The following is a 22349-nucleotide window of genomic DNA, read 5'->3' as shown; positions in this document are numbered from 1 at the left end:
CGGCCGCCTGCCCCCCAGCCTTGCACTGATACACGAGTCGCTTTGAGAGAGAACGAGTCTCGCTCGACCCGCCACACCTGCCCCGAGGACTGGTGTTCTCGCGGACACCGCGCGGACGTCCAGTGGGGCGGATCGGCGAGGCACGCCCACCGACTGCAGAGCGGCGGAGCACTGCGTCACCCGTTACGAGCCAGAGATGGCCCGAGATGAGTAGCGCTTCCATAAATATCTCAACCACTAGTTGTAAATATCTTAAGCCAGGATTAGGGTTAGCGTGACGCGGCACACAACCGGCGGCCCGGCCCCGACCTGCTGCCCCCGCCCTTCCTCAGAAAACCATCCACTCCAGGAGAGACATGGCTTCGCACCACAACACCCAAACCCCGACCTCAGATGGGCAATGGCTGGTGGCCGCAGACATCGGTGGCACCTTCACCGATGTCCTCGCGCTCGGCCCCGAAGCTCGCATCGTGCCGATGAAGGTGCTCTCGACGCCTCCCGACTTCGGCACCGGAGTCATCACCGGCGCCACTGCCGCGCTAGCAGAGGCCGGAGTCGACACGACCCAGGTCGCTGCCGTGTTGCACGCCACGACCGTCGCCACCAACGCCATCCTGGAGATGCGCGGCTCACGCACCGCGCTGGTCACCACCAAGGGCTTCCGCGACGTACTCGAGATCGGTCGGCTGCGGCGGCCATTGCTCTACGACCTGTCCTGGAAGAAGCCCACACCACTGGCGCGGCGTCGGCACCGGTACGAACTCGACCAGCGCATCTTCGCCGACGGTCACATCGAACGACCAGTAGACCCGCAGGAGGTCGCAACACTCGCCGAACAGCTCCGCTCAGACGGGATCGAAGCGGTCGCAGTGTGCCTACTCAACTCCCACGTCGTCCCTGAGCAAGAACGCAACGTCGCCGACCAGCTCCGCGACCTGCTTCCCGACGTGTACGTCACCGCATCGGTCGACATCTCCCCGGAAATGCAGGAGTTCGAACGCAGCAGCACCGCCGTCGTCAACTCCTACGTCGGCCCCATCGTCCACGACTATGTAACCGAACTTGGCCACAATCTGCACAAGCAGGGCATGATCGCCCCGTTCTCGATCATGCAATCCTCAGGCGGCCTCCTCGACGCAAGCTCAGTGGTCGAGCGTCCGGCACAGATCATCGAATCCGGCCCCGCCGCCGGAGTCATCGCGGTGCAGAAGCTCGCCCAACTCCTCGAACTCGACAATGTCGTCGCCTTCGACATGGGCGGGACCACCGCCAAGGCGTCACTAGTCGAGAACGGCCAGCCGTTCGTCGCCAACGACTACGAGGTCGGCGGAGGAATGAACATCAGCCGCGGTTTGGGTAAGGGCGCCGGATACGCAGTCCGAGTCCCGTCGATCGACATCGCCGAAGTCGGTGCCGGCGGCGGCAGTATCGTCTCCGTCGACAACGCCGGCGCCCTGCATGTCGGCCCGGAAAGCGCCGGATCCCGCCCCGGACCGGCCTGCTACGGCGAGGGCGGCAACCAACCCACCCTGACCGACGCGAACGTCGTTCTCGGATACCTCAACCCCCACGCGATTGCCGGCGGTCGCGTGCACATCCAGCCCGAACTCGCAGACAAGGTTCTCCAGACCATCGCACACCCGCTGGGCCGCGAGCCTCGGGCCGCCGCCCGCGGCGCCTACGACGTGGCGATTTCAAGCATGACGAAGGCCGTCAAAGCGGTCACCAGCGAGCGTGGCCGTGACCCACGGGATTCGGTCATGGTCGCGTTCGGCGGCGCAGGGCCCCTCTACGGCGCATCCCTCGCCCGCGAACTCGGGATCGGCACCGTCATCGTGCCGCTTCACACCGGCCTGTTCAGCAGCCTCGGACTGTTGGTTGCAGACACCGAGTACCAGCTCGTTGCCCCGTACCGCGCCGAACACGCCGAGCCCAGCGAACTGGGCCGGGCCTTCGACGACCTCGTCGAGCACGTGACGGGCAAACTCACCAACACGACCATCGACACCGACACCGTTCAGATCGAGCGCATCCTCGACATGCGCTACCACGGGCAGCGCTTCGATCTGCGAATCCCTTTACCCGACGGACCAGTCGACGAAGATCTGATCCGCGAGGCATACGGTCGCTTCCACGCCGAGCACCACAAGACCTACGGCCGTTCCGGCACCGACGAGATGACCGAGATTGTCAACGTCCGTGTACGGGGATTCGTTCCGAACCCGGTCACCATCGACCAGGCCCTCGCCTCGGACAGCATTCCCGCGTTCGAGGAGTCCTCGCGAGTGTGCCGCTTCGCCGAAGACGTCGGCACCCCGGTGATCTCACGCTTCCACCTGACGGATCAACCCCGTCTCGGCCCCCTAATCATCGAGGACATGGACTCGACCGTGCTGGTCCCACCCGGCGCCACCGCACACCTGGACAAGTTCCACAACATCATCATCACCTGGACATCGACCCACGACGAGGTAACGAAATGAGCCCCACGATCCGCGACGCAGCCACCTTTGAAGTCTTCCGCAACGCTGTGTCCGGCCTCGCCGACGAAATGGCCATCACGATCCTTCGCACCGCGCACTCACAAATCGTCGCATCCAGCATGGACTTCTCCGCCGCACTCTGCGACGCTCGCGGACGAATCATCGCTCAGGCCAACACCTGTCCCGTGCATCTCGGTTCCATTCCAGACGCCATGGAAGCGGTGTTCACCGAATTCGCCGATACATTCCAAGAAGGCGACATCTACCTCCTCAACGACCCCGACCGCGGCGGCATGCACCTGCCCGACATCTTCGCGATCGCCCCGATCTTCACCGACTCCCCCATCGGGCAGCTAGTCGGGTTCGCCGTCACCGTCGTAAACCACGCCGACGTCGGCGGATGGGCCGCCGGCTCCATGGCCGTGCAATCGACAAACATCTTCGCCGAAGGCATCCAGATTCCGCCGTCCCGACTCGTCGACGCATCGGTAACCAACCAGACCTTCTACGACCTCATCCTCCGCAACGTGCGCGAACCGGAAATGCTGCGCGGCGACCTCGAGTCACAGCTGGCCGCCTGCCACGCCGGCAGCAAAGGCATCCGCGAGCTAGTCACCCGATACGGAATCGAAGAATTCGATCACCTCGCCGACGAACTACTCGACTACTCCGAACTGCTGGTCCGAAAAGCGCTCGACGACGCACCCAACGGCGAGTACACATTCGAGGACGCGATCGACGACGACGGCCTCGGATCCGGCCCGATCCCGTTCAGGGTCAAGATCACCATCGCCGACAGCGACATCACCTTCGACTTCACCGGGTCCTCCCCGCAGGTGGCCTCGGCACTCAACGCGACAGCATCCTTCACCCGCTCGGCGTCCTACGCCTCACTACAAGGCGCACTGGGATCGGACATCCCTGCCAACAGCGGCTTCTACCGCCCGTTCACCTTCATCATCCCCGACGCCTCGATTCTCAACGGGCGACGCCCGGCCGCGCGCGGTGCCCGCGGACTGGTCGCCTACCGCATCATCGACACCGTCCTCGGAGCGCTCGCGTCCGCCTTCCCCGACCGGGTCCCCGCAGCGGGTGACGGTGGCCCAAACTCCGTCGCGGTCGGCGTCACCGAACCAAACGGAACCTCGATCGTCCTCTGGGACATCCTCTGTGGCTCCTGGGGCGCCACCCCCACCGGCGACGGAAACGACGCAATCAGCCCCCTGGGCGCCAACCTGGCCAACACACCGATCGAAGAGCTCGAACAGTCCGGACACCTTCGAATCGACGGATACGGCTACCTGCCCGACACCGGTGGCGCCGGACAGTTCCGCGGAGGGCTGTCGACCTACCGAGACATGACACTGCTCTACGACAACACCACCATTCAGATCCGGTCCGACCGGCGCACCTCCCAGCCCTACGGACTGAACGGCGGAGGTAGCGGCGCCTCGTCGGCGAACGTCCTCAACCTCGGCGCGAGTAACGAGGAACTGCTTCCGTCCAAGCCACACCGCGCTGTCGGTGCCGGCGACCGGCACCGACAGGTCACAGCGGGCGGTGGTGGTTACGGTGACCCGCTTACCCGCGATCTGCAACTCGTCCTCGACGACGTCCTCGACGGCAAGATCACGCCCGACGGGGCACTTCGCGACTACGGAGTCGTACTCGACGACGCGAGGACTGCGGTGCTCGTCGACGAAACCCGCTCCGAACGAACGAGCCGCACCCGGTGAAGTACGGTGTCCGTGTTGTGGTGTCGTCGCGTTACGGCACGGACACCGCCCCCGTGATACCTCGCCTTCAGCCAGGCCCGTCCTAGAGATCGACAAGCACGGTGGACGCGGGGTCGGGATCGATCAGGCATCCGGCGACGCGGCCGGGCGGGGCTATCCAGATGATGCGGTCGCAGGCCCGACCTGGACGTCGGAGTAGCGCGCGTGGTTCTTGCGGTGGTGATAGACCGGCTCGGCGAGGTTGCCCGCGGTCAGGCGCAGGCGGAACAGCGGCTAACCAGGCCGGAACGCGAGCAGGCACAACCAATCCCGCCGAGTCCACAGAGAGGGGACGTTCGCTTCCGCCCGTACGTCTGCGCCCCGACGAGGACAAGGGGCGGGGTCTGTGGCGGCACGAACGCGGGTCGGTGGGTCATCTGGTCGGCGTCCTCGAAGCCGCGAAGATCGTCGAAGTCCGTCGGCTGCCGTGCTTCATCGGATCTCGGGTGACGATTAGTTTGTCTATTCTCCGCGACCGGTTCCGATACGCACACCGCGGAGACGATCGACGCCCTCGGATTCATCCACACAGGAGTCATTGCGTCGATTGACGCCAACGTTGTCGCACCAGCGTCATGATCGTCGTCGTCGTCATCAGCAGCGGCAGCATGAGGGCTGTCCCGGATGCCTGCACGATGCGGGCGAACCAGCACACCGAAGCCTGGTGCGGGGAACGCGATCAGCGTTCCCGCCGTGAACAGCGACATGGCGAGCACGAACAAGGTGCGCGTGGGGATGCGCTGGATGAGATAGCCGGTGAGCGGGATGATCACCGCCATCGTGAGCATGAATATGGTCGTCAGCCACTGCCCCACGCTGGGATGTACGCCCAAGTCGACCTGGAGGACCGGGATGGCGATGCTCATTACCGTCTCGTTGAGGATCACCACGAAGCTGGCCACCAACAGGACACCGATCACCTGGAGGTCTCGGCCTTCGATTCGATCGTCGGCTCTTGCCTCGTCATTCACCCCGCCATACACCCCCCTACCCAACATTGTTGTTGGGTAGGGCATGCGAGTCGTGCCACCCTGCGCCGGGACCTCTGCTACACGACTAGTTCGTCGATATCCGTGCCGGTCTCCCAACGACGCGAGTTGGACTGATGTATCGCCCGAGCCGACGCCGCGGCCCATATCGGGCTATCAAACGGGGAGCGAGGACTTCCCTGTTTCGCGGATCGTCAGCACGGTGGCGACGCCGATTGCGGAGACTCCCATCACCCAATATGCAGGGGACATGCTGTTTCCGGTCGACTCGACGAGCTGGGCTGCAACATAGGGCGCGGTGCCGCCTGCGGCGATGGTGCCTATGTTGAAGCCGAGGGACACGCCGGTGTACCGAACCGACCGCGGGAAGAGTTCCGTGAACAACGGGAATGCCGGTACCTGCACCACTCCGTTGAGCACCATGTATAGGAAGTACACGGCTCCGACCACGACGATGCTCGCCGTGGCGCCCAGAACCATGAACGCCGGCAGTGCGATGACGATGTACGCAAGGTAGCCGCCGAGGAGAACCGGCTTACGTCCAAACCGGTCGGTCAGCATTCCACTGAGTGGGAACGTCGCACATGCCAACGCGATACTAATCGCAGACGTCCAGTACACCGCATCTTTCGAAAACCCGAGATCCTTGATCAGGTACACGCTGAAGTACGTGAGACCGATATAGCCGGAGCCGTTCATCGCGATCGCGATACCGACGACGCGCAGGACCGACAGCGGGTTCTTCTTGACGACGTCGGAAAGTGGACTCTTGGTGACCTGGTTCTTCTCGGCCATTTCTTCGAACTCGGGACTGTCTTCCAGCTTCAGCCGAACGCGGAGACAGATCGTTGCGAGCGGCAACGCAAGCAGGAACGGGATACGCCACCCCCATGAGGACATCTGCTCGTCGGTGGTACCGAGCGCGACGAGACCAACTACTGCGGCTGCGACGGCGAACCCGAGAGTCGAGCCGATCGGGGTGAACGAGCCGAAGAATCCACGACGGCTCGCCGGCGCGGACTCCGCGATGTACGTTGCCGCTCCGCCGATCTCGCCGCCTGCCGAGAATCCCTGTGCCAGCCGAATGATCACCAAGAGGATGGGCGCCAGGAACCCCACCGACGAGTGTGTCGGCAGCAGTCCGAGGATCCCGCAGGCGAGACCCATACAGACGACGGTGATGACGAGAGCGGATCTGCGCCCGCGACGGTCACCGAGGCGGCCGAAGAAGATTCCACCGAGGGGTCGGGCGACGTAGGCGACACCGAAGACGGCGAGCGTCGCCAGAATCGAGACGCCGGGGCTGGTTGAGGGGAAGAACAGCGGCGCGATCACGACGGCGAGAAAGCCGTAGACCGCAAAGTCGTAGTACTCGATCAGGGTGCCGACGCCGCCTGCGATCGCAGCGCGCCGCGCGTTGGAGCTCGACGCCCGCGACGAGCCGACCGTATCTGCGCCGGCCTCGCCGTGCCCTGAGCGAGCGGGGGGATGGTCCACCTTCGTCATCGCGCCTGTCCTTGCTGTGGGAGGGAATGTTCTGCCATCAGAAGTTCGTACGAGCCGCCCGCTTCGATGACCTGGACGGTCCGAGCGTTGGGGGCAGTGCCGACGAGTTCGGCACCGTCCGCGGTACGTAGGGTGGCGGTACGCCAGTCCAGGGTCACGGCATCACCGGTCGCCACGGCCGTGGAGATGCCAGGAACGGTGATGAGCGGCATTCCGTTGAACGTCTCACCTCGCCAGAAGCCGGGCGAGAACGACTCGGCGACGATCGCCGCGATTCCGGCGTTACGGAGCGCGACCATCGGTGGGTAGTGGGGGTGGCCATATCCGAAGTTACGGCCACCGACGATGATGTCGCCCTGCCGTACTCGCTCGACGAACCCCAGGTCGTAGGCCGTCATGCAGACCGACCGAAGATGGTCGGGATCGTATGACTTGATGTTGGACACTCCCACGACGAGATCGATGTCGAAGTCGTCACCGAAGATCCAGGCAACTTTGCCGTCGATGATGTCCGGGGGTGGGGGGTAGGCGCTCATTGGACGGACTCCTGTATCGCGCCGGCGAGAGCGCTTGCTGCCACCGTGTACGGCGATCCCATGTAGATGTTGGCGTCCGAGCTTCCCATCCTTCCCGAAATGTTCAGCACGCCAGTGGAGATGCAGTTCTCCCCCGCCTGCAGTGGTTTCTGGTAGCCGAAGCAGAAGTCGCAGCTCGACACGGCGATGGTGGCTCCAGCGGCACGCAGCACGTCGAGAATGCCCTCGTTCTCCGCCTGTTCGTGCACCTTCTGGGATGTGGGTACGACGTTCAATTCCACGCCGGGAGCCACCGTCCGTCCGTCGAGAACGAGAGCCGCGGCCCGCAGGTCCTCGATCCGCCCGCTCGCGCAGGATCCGATGAACGCCTTCGTGATCGGTGTACCAGACATTTCCTTTGCGGTTTTCGTGTTCGCCGCGCGCGCCGAGCCGGGTTGAACCACACGGGGCACCACGGACGCGAGATCGATAGTGTGGCGGGCCGCGTAGGTGGCATCCGAATCGGGATACACGGGCTCGAACGACTCGCGGGCAACTTCGTTCGCGTAGGCGAGCGAGGTCTCGTCGGGCTCGAACACCGCCGACACGGCGCCGGTGAACATCGCCATCCCACACAGTCCCTGACGATGATCGATCTTCATCGATCGCGCGCCGGGACCGCCGAATTCCATAACTTGATGCGCACAACCGTCTGCACCCACCAGATCGATGATCGTGTGCACGAGATCGCGACTGTCGACGCCGGGCGAGAACCCGCCGACGAGGTCGAATCGCGTCGTCGCCGGAATGTCGACGTACAGCTTGCCGGTCACCCACGCCTCGATAAGGTCACGTCGGATTCCCCAGCCGAGAGCGCCGAACGCTCCGACACCGCTGATGTGCCCGTCGAAGTGCACGAGGAAGTCGCCTGGAATCGCCAAACCGAGCTCGGCTGTAAGTTGGTGTCCAATCCCGCGACCCTCGTGCAGTTCGATGCCGTAGAACTCACACCAGTCACGCGTCACCTTATGGACTTCGGCCTCCTTGTCGTTGTTCTTCGTCAACATGTGATCGATGAACACGACGTAGCGACTGGGGTCGGACAGCTCGGTGATGCCGAAGTCCTCGCGCATCTGGCGGAACATGACGTCGGTGTAACCCGGGAAGTCATACGCGATCATGCGCGCCGGGCGAACCGCGTGATTCTCGCCGGCACGTACCGTTCCACTCTCGCAGGTGCGGCCCAGGATCTTCTCTACCATCGTGTAACCCAAGGCGATCACCGCTTCGATTCTGCAGGAAGGTACTTGCGTTGCATGGCTTCGACTTCGGGAAATCCGATCAGATCGACGAACTCGTGATGCGAGAGCGCATCGGCGCTTACGGAAGTCGGTGCCTCTCCTCGAGCGAGCCGTCGCAGTGTCTCCTGGGCGGCCCCGGTGACGGCCATCAGCACCTGTGTCGGGAGAAGGGCGAGACGCACGCCGATCCGATCGAGCACCTCCGGGGTGAAGTCTCGTTCAGTCCATGTCGACGCGGTCAGGGTCGCCATCAGTGGGACACCGACCTCGTCGTGGCACCGCTCCCACTCCTCGACGGTCTCGAAGGTCTTGGTGACAGGCATGATCATGTCCGCTCCTGCATTCACGTACGCCTGGGCCCGACTGATGGCGTCGTCGCCCCGTGAATCCGTGCGGGCGATCACCAGCACGTGATCCGGAATCGAATCACGAACTGCGCGGATCTTGCCGGTCGCTTCGGCGACGTCAACGAGCTCGACGGGCTCGCCGACGCAGATCGGGCACGATTTTGGCGAGACCTGATCCTCGATAAACAGCCCCTGCGCCCCTGCGTCGACGAACTTCGCGGCGGTCCGTGCAGCATTGACGGCGTTGCCATACCCAGTGTCGATATCCGCTACCAGCGGGAGCTTGGACGACTCGCGAATAGTGCGGACGGCCTGAAGGTTCTCCGTCATCGTGTACAGCTCGGCGTCCGGCAGGCCGAGGGCTGCGGACACGGCGAAGCCCGACGCGCACAGAGCGCTGAATCCGGCCTGTTCGGCGAGCCGCGCGGTCAGGCCGTCCCATACACCGGGCGCGTAGACGAGCCCGCGTGATGTGAGTTCTTTGAGAGTTGGGGTAGTTACCGTCATGTCCACCATCCGTTTCGCATTGCGGAATGCATTCCGCATTTCGTCAAATCGACGCTAGAGTGGTAGGCGTCACATGTCAACACAGGCCCCCCTGATCCCTGTTCGTATGATGACGAGACCGATCACGCGTCGAAACGGAAGTGAGAACCAGTGGCTGCGCCCATCGAGTCCGAACCCCAAGCCGGCCGCGACATCGTCGGAGCCGTCCTGAAGGCTTGCAGCCTGCTCGAGCATTTCGACGCAGCTCGACCGACCTGGACCCTCAACGACCTCACGTCGGCAAGCGGCATGAACAAGACCACAGTGCATCGCCTCATGACGACCCTCATTCACGCGGGTTGGATCGATCGCACCGCCGAGGGCTCGTATCGCGTCGCGATGCCAATGTTCGAGATCGGCTCCGCCGCACTCGTCCAGCTCGATATTCGCACTGCGGCAAGACCGTTCATGGTCGACCTTGCCGACACATTCGGCGACACCGCGTATTTGATGGTTCCGGCCGAAGAGGGCGCAGTATGCATCGACCGGCTCGAAGGAAACAACCCACTTGTCGTCGCCGGGATCAACATCGGATCGGTGATGCCCTACCATGCCGCCGCCGGTCCAATAGTCATGCTTGCCCACTCGAAAGAACTGCGGCAGAGATGGATCCGAGACGGTCTTCCATCGTTCACCGACCGGACACTGACCGACACGGCCGAACTGGCCGAACACCTCGATGCAGTGAAGGAGGCCGGATACTCGATCAGCAACTCCGACTACCTGCCCGGCGTCGCCGCGGTGGCCGCGCCGATCCTCGGCCGCAGCGGATCCGTCGTGGCATCCATAAGCATCGGCGGGCGCGTCGAGGCGTTCGAAGGTGCTGCTCTCACCGAGAAGATCGAACGAGTGCGCGACGCCGCAGCCCGGCTCACCAGAGTCGCGGAGGCACTGCCACAGCAGAACTGACAACGACACCTACCGGGAACCACGCCGAAGACAGTGCCCCAGCGTGACCGACCGACGACGGTGATCGTCGACTACACCGCCGTCCGCCAGGAAAGGTCCGGGGTCGACCCGATCTCGACGAAACCCGGTCGCCGCGCCTCGGCCCCGAGCTTCACGAGCCGCTCCGAGCTCTGCTGCCACCGGTTCGATCGAGACTCCGACAGAGTGGTGCGGGTAGAGCTCAGCACTGCTGGAGCCGCCTGGCCCGGACGCCCTCTACGGTGCCGCGCGGAGCGCCAGCGCCAAGAGGATGAGGTTGTTGGACACGAAGGGATCCTGACCAGTGAGCTCGTGAATACGTTTGAGCCGATATCGCACCGTGTTCGGTTGCACGATAAGCGCTTTCGCCGTGACAGACAGGTTGAATCCCGAAGCGCAGTACGCCCGCAGAGTCACGAGCAGGTCGGCGCGGTGGTCCCGGTCGTACTGCTCGAGAGGCTCGATGACTTCTTCGTACAGGACGCTCTTGAACGGGCTGGATTCGACGATGTGATCGAGCATGGCGTCCGCGTAGAAGTGCGCCCTCTTTTCGGCGGTGACCTGGGTCGACGTGATGGCGTCCTGAGCTTCGCTGTAGGCAGACGAAACGGTCGCGAGGCCGGTATGCGTGCGGCTGACGCCGACGAGATACCGGGGGAGCTCGGCTGCGAGCGCGTCCGCCTGCGCCCTGAGCATCTCGTGCTGGCTGCTTGCCTGATGGAGGGGATAGATCGCAACGACCTCTTCGTCACGGACGCCCGTGAGGAATCCGGTTTCGGTGGGGTGCAGATGGTCTCGCACGGTCCCAAGCGTCTTTCTGAGCGATTCTGGAGACGATTGGGACAGTTGCCGACTGCGCACGAGGACCACGGTGTATCGAGCAGTCGTCGGCAGTCCGAAGTATTGCGAGAGCCGGTCGATACGTTCCTGTGAGGGGTTGCCGGAGATGAGGGCCTCGAGCAGGTCACGCCGGACGACTTCGCGGTCCCGGATGACGCCGGAGGCTTCTTCGAGGTACGCCTGGGCGACCGCGGTGGACACCAGGTCGACGTGGCGCATGATCTTGCCGGCCACCACCAGGCCCAGCTCGGGGTTGTTCCGGATTTGTGGGGCTTGACGAACCTGCTCCCACACGGTGTGGCCCCACAGCCGATAGGCGTGAAGCAGAGCCTGCACGGGAACACCCTGATGGAACCGGCGCACCGCACTGTCGCGGAACGGCGCGTATCGGGCGGCGGTCTCGTCTTGGTCGGAGACCGCATCATGGTCGTCGGTGAGGCTGGCGAGCATCGCCTCGAGGTTCGCGCGCGCCGTGGGTGCGACATCTTGATCGATGAAACCATCAGGAAGAGAACGGTATTCGACGATGCTTTCTCGGTATCGCTGAGCGATTAGTTCGCCGATCTGGTGGGCCCGGCGATGTAGGTGGTCGATGAGCTCATTGGTCATCTGCTGCAAAGCGGCCTCGTCAAGGTCGCTTCGTGCATCGTCCCCGGACTGCTCCGCCATATCAGAATCCTTGCATGGTCGGTCTCATAGCCAAACAGTGGCGGGAGGCAAACACCCGGACGTGGTGTTCGCCAAGGTCCACACCGAGGCCAAGGAGGTCTTGCCGCCGCGAACATCTGTCCCTCCCATTCCGGCCGTGATGGTGTTCCGGGAAAGAATCGTGCATGCAAGTGCACTCCCACCCAGGCGGTAGATGACGGGGCCACCCCGGTTAAAAGACTCGACCTGGAGGTTCGGCGGACGATCGCCGGACAGGGCAACCTCATCGAAATGACCCCTTCGTGCCTTATTGCCTCCACAGGTCCGCCGGCGGGAGGCGTTCTTCCTCCGCGGCCGTCCGAGAACCTCGGCCGGATTGCCGATTTTGCAAACCAGGGCGGTGAAGTTCTCCTTTTTGCGTAGCGACGTATCACGGTCGTCACTCCTAACGTCTTCCCCAGCAGATCACCCATGTGACTCAGCTCATAAACGTAGGAGATGTTGTGACCACTATCCCCTTGTCGGACATTGATGATCTGGTGTGGCAGCCGGGTCAACTCGAACTCGATCGCAGTCGGATCCTGGCATTCGCCCAGCACGTCGGATGCACGGATATCGACGAGCTGGGTGCGGCGGCGAACGAGGACCCCGGGTGGTTCTGGGGCTGCGTCGCAGACTGGCTCCAACTCGAGTGGCAGAGTGAACCGTCCGGTGTGTTCGACCAATTCGACGTCCCGCACAGGACCAAGTGGTTTCCCGGCGGGGCGCTGAACATCACCGACAACGCGGTCGACCGCTGGATCCGAGCCGGACGAGGCAACGACACCGCGCTGTCCTGGGAGCTCGAGGACGGCAGCAGCGGACGGTGGACGTTCTCCCAGCTTTCCCTCGAGATTGACCGTGTTGCGCGGGGATTGATCGACGCTGGTATCGGGTTCGGGGACACCGTCGGCATCCAATTGCCGATGGTGCGCGAAGCCGCGGTCGCGCAACTGGCCTGCGCGAAGATCGGGGCGATCTCGGTCCCGATCTACTCCGGTTTCGGCACGGCGGCGGTAATCGATCGATTGCGCATCGCCGGCGCGAAGGCCCACGTCATGTCCAATGGGTTCCACCGCCGCGGCCGTGAGGTCGCAATACCGGCTGATCTGCCCACCGCCCTCGCCGACCTCGGGACTCTGACCACCACAATCGTGGTCCCATTGCTGGCGCACACGCTGCCTGTTGATCTGCCCGGACCGGTGCACTGGGACGAGTTGGGCACCGGCACCACCGAGGAGCCCGTCGCCGCCGCCGAGTGCCCCACCGATCACCCGATGCTCATTGCATTCACCTCTGGCACCACCGGGGCACCGAAGGGTGTGGTTCTCGGTCACGCCGGGTTCGCCGTCAAGGCCGGTAGCGATGCCGCGTTCAGCTTCGATATCGGTCCGGGCGACGTGTCGACCTGGATCACCGATCCGGGCTGGATCATGAGTCCGATCATCGTGCTCGGTGGTCTGATCGCCGGTAGCGCCGTCGCTCTCTATGCCGGCACCCCGGACTGGCCGGACACCGACCGCATCTGGAACATGGTCCGCGAACTCGGCGTGACCATGATGGGAGTCTCCCCGACCCTCATCCGGTCGCTGATGGACAAGGACACCCACCCCGAGGTGCCGATCGACACCGGCCAGTTGCGGGTGCTGGCCTCGAGCGGTGAGGCCTGGACCCCGGATGCGTACGAGTGGCTCTACTCCCGGGTCGGCGGTGGGCACATCCCGATCATCAACTACAGCGGCGGAACCGAAGTGTCGGGGGCCATCCTGTCGAACACCACCGCACAACCCATCCACCCCTGCGGGTTCGCCGGACCCTTGCCCGGAATGGGTGCGGACATCGTCGACAGCGACGGCCGCAGTCTCGCCCGCGGGCTCGGTGAACTGGCCCTACGACAGCCGTCCCCGGGGATGCCGCTGACCTTCTGGGCCAACCCCGACCGCTACTACAGCACCTACTGGAACCGGTGGGACGGCACCTGGTACCACGGCGACTGGGTCGAGGTCGATGACAATGACATTTGGTACGTGCGCGGCCGCAGCGACGACACCCTCAAGATCGCCGGAAAACGATTGGGCCCGGCGGAGGTCGAATCCGTCGTCAACGGCGTCGACCAGGTCGTCGAGTCCGCCGCGATCGGCGTCCCCGACGACATCAAGGGCGAAGCACTGGTGGTGTTCGCCCGGGTCGCCGAAGCCAAGCAGGGTGAGCACGCCGAGCTTCCGGCCACCATTGCCGCTGAAGTCGGACGGCAACTTGGAAAGCCTCTGACCCCCAAGCAGGTGCACATCGTCGACTCCCTTCCCCGTACCCGCAGTGGGAAAATCCTGCGCCGGGTGATCCGGGCTGTCTATCTCGGCAACCCATCCGGTGACACGTCCTCCCTCGACGATCCCGCCGCCCTCGATCTGATCAGGACCCTCTCATGAGCGCACGCAAGCTCGGGGCGATCATCGGTACTGCCGAGGTGCCGGCCCGGCGCACTACCCCCGGCGTCTCCACGCTCGAAATTATCGCGCAGGTATGCCGGGCCGCGGTCGCCGACGCCGGCCTGACACCGTCGGCGATCGACGGCGTCATCTGCGGCCCACAAGTCGGCGAGACCCCGCAACACGTGCCTGCCACCATCGCCGAATACCTCGGCTTGCAACCACGATTCGCCGACGTCGTCGACCTGGGCGGTGCCGCCGGCGCAGGGATGGTCTGGCGTGCGGCCGCCGCCATCAACGCCGGCATGTGCGAGACCGTGCTGTGCGTGCTGGGCAATACCCGCAAGCCCGACCGGGTGCCCCGGTCCCCGAACCGCAACCCGATCCGGGAGTTCGACGTCCCCTATGGGGCCAGCGGCGCGAATCAGGCCTACGCGATGATCGCGCAAAAGCACATGGCAGAGTTCGGCACCACCCCCGAGCAACTCGCGAACGTAGCGGTCAAGGAACGCGCGAACGCCCAACTCAACCCGGATGCCGTGTTCTACGGCAAGCCGTTGACCGTCGACGACGTGTTGTCCTCGCCGATGGTGATGTCACCGCTGCGTCTGTTCGAGATGGTCATGCCGTGCGGCGGCGCCACCGCCCTGGTGGTCACCTCCGCCGAGCGGGCCGCCGACTACCCACACCCACCGGTGTATCTACTCGGCGCGGGCGAGCGCGTCACCCACCGCGCCCTGAGCCAGGCACCGAACCTGACCACCTCCCCGCTGGCACCGGCCATCGCCGACGCCTACCGGATGGCGCAGGTAGGACCGTCCGATCTCGACTTCCTCTCGATCTACGACTGCTACTCCATCGTCGTCGCCATCACCGCCGAAGACGCCGGACTCTGCACCAAAGGCGAGGGCGGGCAGTGGGTCGCCGAGCACGACTTCTCCGCGACCAGCTCGCTCCCGGTGAACACAAATGGTGGCCAATTAGCCTGCGGTCAAGCAGATCTCGCAGGCGGCATGACCCACATCATCGAAGCGGTGCGGCAGCTGCGGCACGCCGCTGGCCCACGTCAGGTCGCCGACGCCGAGCTGGCGTTGGTGACCGGCAACGGCGCCACGATGAGCGAGGAAGTCGCACTAGTGCTAGGAGGAGCGAACACATGACCACGACAGTTGCCCGTGCGGTGCCGCGGCCGGGTCCGGTGACCACGACCGTGACCGAGCCGTACTGGAAGTGCGCCGCCGACAGTGAACTGTGGATCCAACAGTGTGAGGACTGCCGGCGCTGCCAGCACTACCCCGCCGGGATGTGCCGGAGCTGCTGGTCGGAAAACCTCGACTGGATCCGAGCCGCCGGCACCGGCACCGTCTGGACGTTCACTGTGGTCAGCAAACCCGGCCACCCGGCATGGGAACAGGACACCCCCTACGTCCTGGCCCTGGTCGAACTCGACGAGGGCCCCCGCATGATGACCAACATCATCGACTGCGACCCGGCAACCGTGCACGTCGGCCAGCGGGTGCAGCTCGCACCGAACATCCCTGGATCCGAGCAGCCCCCGCTGCAATTCCACCCCCACAACTCCCTACCGCGATCCTGACAACGGACGGACATCGCCATGACCACCTCCACCCCCCAAACCTCGAGCGCCGACATGCAACGGCGGGCGCGTCTGGGCAGCTTCATCGGCACCACGATCGAGTGGTACGACTTCTACCTCTACGGCACCGCGGCCGCACTGGTCTTCCCGCATCTGTTCTTCCCCTCCTACTCCCCACTGACCGGAACACTGCTGGCGCTGCTGACCTACTCGGCCGGATTCATCGCCCGCCCCCTCGGCGGTGTCATCATGGGGCACTTCGGTGACCGCATCGGCCGCAAGGCGATGCTGGTGTCCTCCCTGATGATCATGGGTGTCGCCACCACCCTCATCGGGGTACTCCCGACCTTCGCGGTCGCCGGGATATGGGCGCCGATCCTGCTGCTCGTCCTGCGCATCGTGCAGGGATTCGGTGTCGGCGGCGAATGGGGCGGCGCCGTCCTGGTCGCGGTCGAACACGCACCCCCGAGTCGACGCGGACTGTTCGGCGCATGGCCACAGGCCGGTGTCCCTGCCGGACTGCTGCTGGCCAACGGGGTCTTCATGAGCCTGACGCTGACCCTGTCCGACGAGGCGTTCATGACCTGGGGTTGGCGCGTGGGGTTCCTCGCCTCCTCCGTGATGATCGCGATCGGTCTGCTGATCCGGTTGAAGATGGAGGAGACCCCCGACTTCCAGAAGGCCAAGGACGACGGGCACATCGCGAAATTCCCGATCGTCGAGGTGTTCCGCAAGCAGTGGAAGCAGGTCCTCCTCGCCGTCGGAATCAAGATGTCACAGAACGCGATCTTCTACATCATCACGGTCTTCGCGCTGACCTACGTCACCACCGTCCTAGAACTCCCCCGCTCGGTCGCGCTCATCGGTGTCCTCGCAGCCTCGGTGGTCAGCATGTTCACCATCCTGTTCTTCGGTCGCCTGTCCGACGAGTACGGTCGCCGTCGGGTGTATCTGATCGGCGCGGTCCTCTCGGCGCTGTTCGCGTTCCCGTTCTTCCTGCTCATGGACACCAAGAGCTCCCTGCTGATCTGGGCGTCGATCGTGATCGGATTGGTCTTCCACGACCTCATGTACGGCCCGCAGGCGGCGTTCATGTCGGAGCTGTTCGAACCCGAACTCCGTTACACCGGAGCCTCAGTCGGCTACCAGGTGGCCTCCCTGCTCGCCGGTGGACTGTCCCCGGTCCTGGCGGTGCTGCTGCTCGGCCTCGCCGACAACCGCCCCTGGCCGGTCGCCCTCTACATGGTGGGGCTGAGCCTGATCACGATCATCGCCACGTACTTCTCCCCGGAAACCCATCGCGGGAACCGCAGACGCGGAAACCCAGGCTCCGCCGACTTCCCTTCCGCCGGCCAGTCGGATGCGCACGATGCGGGCAATGTCCTGACCAGCCGGTCCTGAAATAGAAAGTCATCACCGTGATCACTGCGTCGTCGACCAATCAGCAACGCGCCCTCATCGCCATCGTGCAGGTGCTCGGGTTGTGTGTCTGGTTCTCCGCCACCGCCGTGGTCCCCAGCCTGCGGTCGGAATGGGGCATCGGGTCGACGGCCGCGGTCTGGCTGACCGCCTCGGTGCAGATCGGATTCGTCGCCGGGGCGGTCACCTCCACCCTGTTCAACCTTGCCGACCGGATCACCCCGCAGTACCTGCTCGCCGCCAGCGCATTCGGTGCCGCGGTGTGCACCGCGGTGTTGGCCCTGTTCGTAAATGACCTCTCGGCGGCAATCCCGCTGAGATTTCTCACCGGCGTCCTGCTCGCAGGTGTGTACCCGGTGGGCATGAAACTCATGGCCTCCTGGTCGGAATCGACCGACCGGGGCCGTGCGTTCGGGGTGCTGCTCGGAGCCCTTACCCTCGGTTCCGCTCTGCCCCACCTGATCAGCGGACTCGGCCCGCTGCCCTGGAGGACGGTGATGATGGCCGCGGCCGTCCTCACCGCAATCGGTGCCCTCATCGCCGTCCTCCTGATCACGTCCGGCCCGCACTTGGACACCCGGCCGATCACCCCCAGCGCGCGGTACGCGATCACCATGTTCCGCGAACGCGGACCCCGGCTGGCGAATATCGGCTACTTCGGACACATGTGGGAGCTCTACGCCTTGTGGACCTGGATGTCGATGTTCGTCCTCGCCGGCCGCGAACAACGCGGTACCGGCCCGGTCACCGCCACCAGCATCATCGCGTTCGCCGCGATCGGTCTCGCCGGAATTGTGGGCTGCCTGCTCGGCGGGTGGGCATCGGACCGGTTCGGCCGCTCCCCCGCCGCAGTGACGGCACTGGTGATCAGCGGCGCGTGCTGTGTCCTGTCCCCGTTGTTCTTCACCGCCCCCACCGGTGTGCTCCTCGCGTTTCTGCTGGTGTGGGGTGCCGCCGTCATCGCCGACTCCGGGGTGTTCTCCACCTCGCTCAGCGAAACCGCCGACTCCCGATTCGTCGGCACCGCCCTCACCGCGCAGACAGCGATCGGGTTCCTGCTCACCGTCGTAACGATCCAACTCGTCCCCGTCGTCGCCGACCTCATCGGTTGGCGCTACGCCTTGCTGCTCCTCGCCCCCGGACCGCTGATCGGCGCCGTGGCGATGGCAGCTCTGCGTGCCCGCACCACCCCCGCTACCAACTCCCAACACAGTTCCAAGGAGGAACACCATGCCCAACACCTCGACTCGCCGCACCCCGACAGTTGGCCAGACCGCGGAGCTCTCCCGCACCGTCGGTGACAACGACATCGCCCTGTTCACCGAGATCAGCGGCGACCGCAACCCCCTGCACTACGACCAGGCTGCCGCCGAAGCTTCCCGGTTCGGGGAAATCGTCGTACAAGGCGGCATCACCAGCGCCATCCTCAACGCAGTTGTCGCCGAGGACCTCCCCGGGCCGGGCACGGTGTTCTTGAACGTGAACTGGGCGTTCAAGGCACCCGTACGACCCGGCGACATCATCACCGGCCGGGTCGAAGTCACCGCGGCACGTGAGGACAAGCCGATCACCGAACTCAAGACCACCGTCACCCGCGACGACGGCACCGTCGTCCTCGACGGCACCGCGGTGTGCTACACCATGGACCTCGACAGCGAGGCCACGCAGTGACCCCCGACCGTTTCCCCGTCCTGGTCTCACTGGCCCGCACACCCGTCGGCAAATTCGGCGGCGCACTCGCGCACCTGTCGGCGCTCGACCTCGGCGCCGCAGCCGTGCAGGCAGCGCTCGAACCCCTCGACGGGCAGGTCAACATCGACCACACCTTCCTCGGCAACGTCGTCCAGGCCGGCAACGGGCAGAACCCCGCCCGGGTCGCCGCGATCCGCGGCGGCGTTCCCACCACCGTGCCGGGCACCACCATCAACGACGTCTGCCTGGCCTCGCTGACCGCGACCGGAATGGCGGCCTCGATGATCCGGAGCGGCGAGATCGACACCGCCCTCGTCGGAGGCTTCGAGTCGATGAGCCGCACCCTGCACGGCGTGCAGATGCGGGCAGCAGCGAAGGTCGGGCACGGCGGACTGGTAGATCTGCTCGTCAACGACGGACTGTGGTGCGCGGTATCCGATTCCGGCATGGGCGAGATCTCCGACCAGGCGAACCGAGAACACGGCATCACCCGTGCAGACCAGGACGAATTCGCCTGCGCCAGTCACCGCCGGGCGACCGCGGCCACCGAGTCCGGGCGGTTCAAACAGGAGATCCGCACGTTGACCGACATCCTCGACGCGGACGAAGGCATCCGCCCCCGCAGTACCGCCACCAACCTCGCGACCTTGCGCCCGGCGTTCACCGAGGGCGGCACAATCACCGCAGGAAATGCCTCGCAGATGTCCGACGCCGCCGCGACCGGAGTGCTGATGTCCCTTGGTGTCGCCGACTCCCTCGGACTGGACCCGCTGGTCGAGGTCCTCGACCGAGTTGTCGTTGCCGGCCCCGACCCGTCGCTGCACCTCAAACCCGCGGCCGCCGCCCGCGTCCTACTCGACCGGAACGGTCTGAGCACCGGCGATATCGGGCTCTGGGAAATCAACGAGGCCTTCGCCGGAGTCGTCCTCGCCTCCGCCCGCGATCTCGGCATCGACCTCGACCGGGTCAACGTCAACGGCGGCGCGATCGCCCTCGGCCACCCCCTGGCCGCCTCCGGATTCCGAATTCTGATGACTCTCGCCACCGAAATGCGACTGCGGCAACAGGAATTCGGAGTTGCCACAATCTGCGGGGGCGGCGGCCAGGGGCAAGCCGTTTTACTGCGGCTCCCAGAGCACTGACCCGTCGTGCCGACATCGCATCCGCAGCATTAACGCCGACATCCGCTGGTGCACGGGTTCGAGATCAGCCGGTGGCGGCAACTATGACCATGGTCATCGCATAGTTGCCGCCGCGACACCGGCGGCGCTGCCAACCTCTTCGAACGGGCCACGCGGACCAAGTCGCCCGCCTGCGGGAGATTGCCCACTCGGTCGACAGAGGGATGGTGCTTCGAGGAGCGACGTCCGACCTTATCGCTGACCGGTTTGACCACTCGATCCAGAGTCCTCACGACAAGGGGCGGCGACCGGCACGCGGCGGCGAACATCTAGGTAGCCGTGCTGAAAAGGCATGTTCGCGATCCAGTTCCAGGGTTCCGACGAAGCGATACGGGCTGAAGGTGAGAGTTTCCGTGAGGATGCCCTCGGGTGCTATCGCGTTGTCCGCAGCGACGAACTCCCGATCCGGTCCGAAGGAGCGGACGCACGCAATACGCCGCAGGATCACTGCGAGGGCGTGACGGCCTGCGGTCCTCGATCGGTCTCGCAGATCGCGTCGCCGAGACCCTCAGCCGGAATCTGGGCTTCTGAGCCTGTTCGTGATCACTTTCTTCGCTGTCGCGATCACGATCTTGCTTATCCGAGACGACGAGCACTACGTGGCTGTGGCAACGGCGGGGTGGCCTGCTCCCAAGGGTCGGCGAACAGACCACCACGCGTTATACCGCTGCCTTCTCAGCGGCAGTCAGGTGGGCAATCAATTCGTTATTGAACCGCTCACCGATCCGCTGGACAGCATGTGGACTACCCTCGAATAGGACTCGCTTGGCATGCAACACCTCGGCCAGAGCATCAGCGACATCCTCGAATCCCGGTGTGCCACCGCCAGTGACTATCAGCTTGGGAAATGACGTCGTAGCGAGCACGTCGACTGGAACCCCGGTGAGCCAAGGACGCTCAGTGGTGAGGTTACCGATAGCTTCAGCGAGAGGCGGCGGCAGTGGTGACGGCAACTGCATCCTCACGTTGAGAACTTCGAGAAATCCGGCGGCGAATGTCTCCAAGTCAGTGGGATCGGCTGCTTCAAAATGCTCGCGTATTGCTGTTGCAAGTTTGTCGGCCGCAGGGCGGCCAGCCCCGTTCGGCAGTGCGGGGGGCTCGATCACGGTCAGTGATCGGACTTTCTCGGGGGCCAAGGCAGCCGCGCGCATCGCTACGACACCTCCCATGGAGGTTCCAACGAGGTGAGCGCCCTCCGCGAGGAGGTCAACGATGTCGACGGCGTCTCGGTCTGGGTCCACTCGGTCAGTCGACGGACTTGGTGCGTATCCGCGCCGATAGGGAGCGACGAGTTGATAGCGGTCGGCAAGAACCTGCTGTTCCGCGAATGCCGCGGCAGCAGAGTTCAGGCTTCCGTGGACGAGTACAACGCGCGGGCCACGATTGCCCCAACGCTCAGCGGCAAGTGCACTCATCGGCGATCAGCCTTGCTCGGCGGCGATGGCCGCTGCCGCGGCGAACACCCCGTTGTCGACGTCGAGTTGGCGGGACTCGAATTTCCAGCCCTGCGACGTCCTGACGAGAACGTCGTTGTAGACCCCGGAGGCGATGATGTGCGGCGCCTTTTCCACCTGCACCTTGAGGACCACGCAGTAGGACGTCGCGCGGTCACCATCACCTTCGATGACGTAGTTCGACATCAGATGGCGTGCACCGTCTTCCTTGCCCGCGGCGATATGACCGACGATGAACTCCTTGATGGCCGCGTGCCCGGTAAAGGTGCCATAGGTGGCGATGAATCGGCCATCGTCAGCCCAACAGCCGACCCATTCATCGACTGCATGCTGATCGAGATAGCGCATTTGCGTGTTCGACAAGGTCTCGATGGCGACCTTGTCATCGACGGACAGTGGCATGGAGCTTCTCCGTTCGTGAGGTGTGGCCGAGTGAGCCACGTCTCACGCTAGTACAACTAGTGTGTAGTATACAAGTACGTCACATACCAAAACCCAGGTAAGGTGGCGGCATGTCGAAGCTGGCGGGTATTCAGGCAGTCGAGCGTCCCCCAACCCTCTCGCGCCGGGCGTATCTCCAGATTCAGCAGGCAATCCGGGATGGGGTTCTCAAGTCTGGAGTCATGTACTCGGAGAACGAGCTCGCGGAACAACTGGGTAT

The 22349-nt window shown here is 64.6% G+C and carries 17 protein-coding genes and 1 pseudogene; 10 read left to right on the top strand and 8 right to left on the bottom strand.

Translation table 11 applies throughout. The features are described from left to right. The first annotated feature begins 356 nt into the window (after positions 1–356). Together AC1DWT_RS27495 and AC1DWT_RS27490 are read left to right on the top strand one after the other, a co-directional pair. A complete protein-coding gene (locus AC1DWT_RS27495) occupies positions 357–2483 on the top strand; it encodes a hydantoinase/oxoprolinase family protein (RefSeq protein ID WP_477923026.1) in 2127 nt (708 codons plus the stop codon). Further along, positions 2480–4219, top strand: coding sequence for a hydantoinase B/oxoprolinase family protein (locus AC1DWT_RS27490; RefSeq protein ID WP_477923025.1), 1740 nt, complete (start codon positions 2480–2482; stop codon positions 4217–4219). The genes AC1DWT_RS27495 and AC1DWT_RS27490 overlap by 4 nt, the downstream gene beginning before the upstream one ends. Before the next feature lie 604 nt (positions 4220–4823). Here AC1DWT_RS27490 and AC1DWT_RS27485 read toward each other — a convergent pair. From AC1DWT_RS27485 to AC1DWT_RS27465, 5 genes and pseudogenes are all read right to left on the bottom strand, one after another. After that, positions 4824–5256 (bottom strand): annotated as a pseudogene (locus AC1DWT_RS27485) (MFS transporter); the annotation flags it as partial. A 147-nt stretch (positions 5257–5403) separates the two neighbouring features. Then, positions 5404–6753 carry an MFS transporter gene (locus AC1DWT_RS27480; protein ID WP_477923023.1) on the bottom strand — a complete coding sequence of 450 codons (1350 nt, stop codon included), beginning with the start codon at positions 6751–6753 and terminating at the stop codon, positions 5404–5406. Next, positions 6750–7289, bottom strand: a complete 540-nt coding sequence (locus AC1DWT_RS27475; protein WP_477923021.1) for a 3-isopropylmalate dehydratase small subunit — start codon at positions 7287–7289, stop codon at positions 6750–6752. The genes AC1DWT_RS27480 and AC1DWT_RS27475 overlap by 4 nt, the downstream gene beginning before the upstream one ends. Continuing rightward, complete coding sequence (locus AC1DWT_RS27470; protein ID WP_477923045.1) at positions 7286–8530, bottom strand: 3-isopropylmalate dehydratase large subunit; 1245 nt, start codon at positions 8528–8530, stop codon at positions 7286–7288. Before AC1DWT_RS27470 ends, AC1DWT_RS27475 begins: the two co-directional genes overlap by 4 nt. A gap of 17 nt (positions 8531–8547) precedes the next feature. Continuing rightward, entirely contained in the window at positions 8548–9423 is an 876-nt protein-coding gene (locus AC1DWT_RS27465) for an isocitrate lyase/PEP mutase family protein (protein ID WP_477923019.1), read from the bottom strand. Between the two features lie 150 nt (positions 9424–9573). Here AC1DWT_RS27465 and AC1DWT_RS27460 point away from each other — a divergent pair, with 150 nt between their 5' ends. After that, positions 9574–10371 (top strand): IclR family transcriptional regulator, encoded by a 798-nt coding sequence (locus AC1DWT_RS27460; protein ID WP_105423288.1) that lies wholly within the window; start codon positions 9574–9576, stop codon positions 10369–10371. A gap of 255 nt (positions 10372–10626) precedes the next feature. Here AC1DWT_RS27460 and AC1DWT_RS27455 read toward each other — a convergent pair whose 3' ends face one another. Beyond that, entirely contained in the window at positions 10627–11898 is a 1272-nt protein-coding gene (locus AC1DWT_RS27455; RefSeq protein ID WP_477923017.1) for a PucR family transcriptional regulator, read from the bottom strand. A 482-nt stretch (positions 11899–12380) separates the two neighbouring features. On the opposite strand from AC1DWT_RS27455, the gene AC1DWT_RS27450 reads away from it, so the two are divergent. The 7 genes from AC1DWT_RS27450 to AC1DWT_RS27420 are packed head-to-tail and all read left to right on the top strand — an operon-like array spanning position 12381 to position 20195. Next, positions 12381–14345: an AMP-binding protein gene (locus AC1DWT_RS27450; protein WP_477923016.1), complete on the top strand. Its 1965-nt coding sequence runs from the start codon at positions 12381–12383 to the stop codon at positions 14343–14345. Continuing rightward, a complete protein-coding gene (locus AC1DWT_RS27445; protein WP_061698565.1) occupies positions 14342–15505 on the top strand; it encodes a thiolase family protein in 1164 nt (387 codons plus the stop codon). Before AC1DWT_RS27450 ends, AC1DWT_RS27445 begins: the two co-directional genes overlap by 4 nt. Further along, the gene (locus AC1DWT_RS27440) at positions 15502–15942 is read left to right on the top strand and encodes a Zn-ribbon domain-containing OB-fold protein (RefSeq protein WP_061698566.1); all 441 of its coding nucleotides are present in this window, start codon (positions 15502–15504) and stop codon (positions 15940–15942) included. Before AC1DWT_RS27445 ends, AC1DWT_RS27440 begins: the two co-directional genes overlap by 4 nt. 18 nt (positions 15943–15960) lie before the next feature. Next, the gene (locus AC1DWT_RS27435) at positions 15961–17343 is read left to right on the top strand and encodes an MFS transporter (protein ID WP_477923014.1); all 1383 of its coding nucleotides are present in this window, start codon (positions 15961–15963) and stop codon (positions 17341–17343) included. Positions 17344–17360: 17 nt separating this feature from the next. After that, entirely contained in the window at positions 17361–18662 is a 1302-nt protein-coding gene (locus AC1DWT_RS27430; RefSeq protein ID WP_477923013.1) for an MFS transporter, read from the top strand. After that, complete coding sequence (locus tag AC1DWT_RS27425) at positions 18592–19032, top strand: MaoC family dehydratase (protein WP_477923011.1); 441 nt, start codon at positions 18592–18594, stop codon at positions 19030–19032. The genes AC1DWT_RS27430 and AC1DWT_RS27425 overlap by 71 nt, the downstream gene beginning before the upstream one ends. Continuing rightward, on the top strand, positions 19029–20195 hold the full coding sequence (locus AC1DWT_RS27420; protein WP_477923009.1) for a thiolase family protein: 1167 nt from the start codon (positions 19029–19031) through the stop codon (positions 20193–20195). Before AC1DWT_RS27425 ends, AC1DWT_RS27420 begins: the two co-directional genes overlap by 4 nt. A gap of 698 nt (positions 20196–20893) precedes the next feature. Here AC1DWT_RS27420 and AC1DWT_RS27415 read toward each other — a convergent pair. Beyond that, positions 20894–21649, bottom strand: coding sequence for an alpha/beta fold hydrolase (locus tag AC1DWT_RS27415; protein ID WP_063886832.1), 756 nt, complete (start codon positions 21647–21649; stop codon positions 20894–20896). Positions 21650–21655: 6 nt separating this feature from the next. Then, on the bottom strand, positions 21656–22090 hold the full coding sequence (locus AC1DWT_RS27410; RefSeq protein WP_061698572.1) for a nuclear transport factor 2 family protein: 435 nt from the start codon (positions 22088–22090) through the stop codon (positions 21656–21658). Positions 22091–22349 lie beyond the last annotated feature (259 nt).

The sequence above is a fragment of the Rhodococcus sp. P4_B6 genome (genome assembly GCF_056402215.1).
Note: the sequence above shows the minus strand (reverse complement) of the source record. Positions and strands in the feature narration are given on the sequence as shown.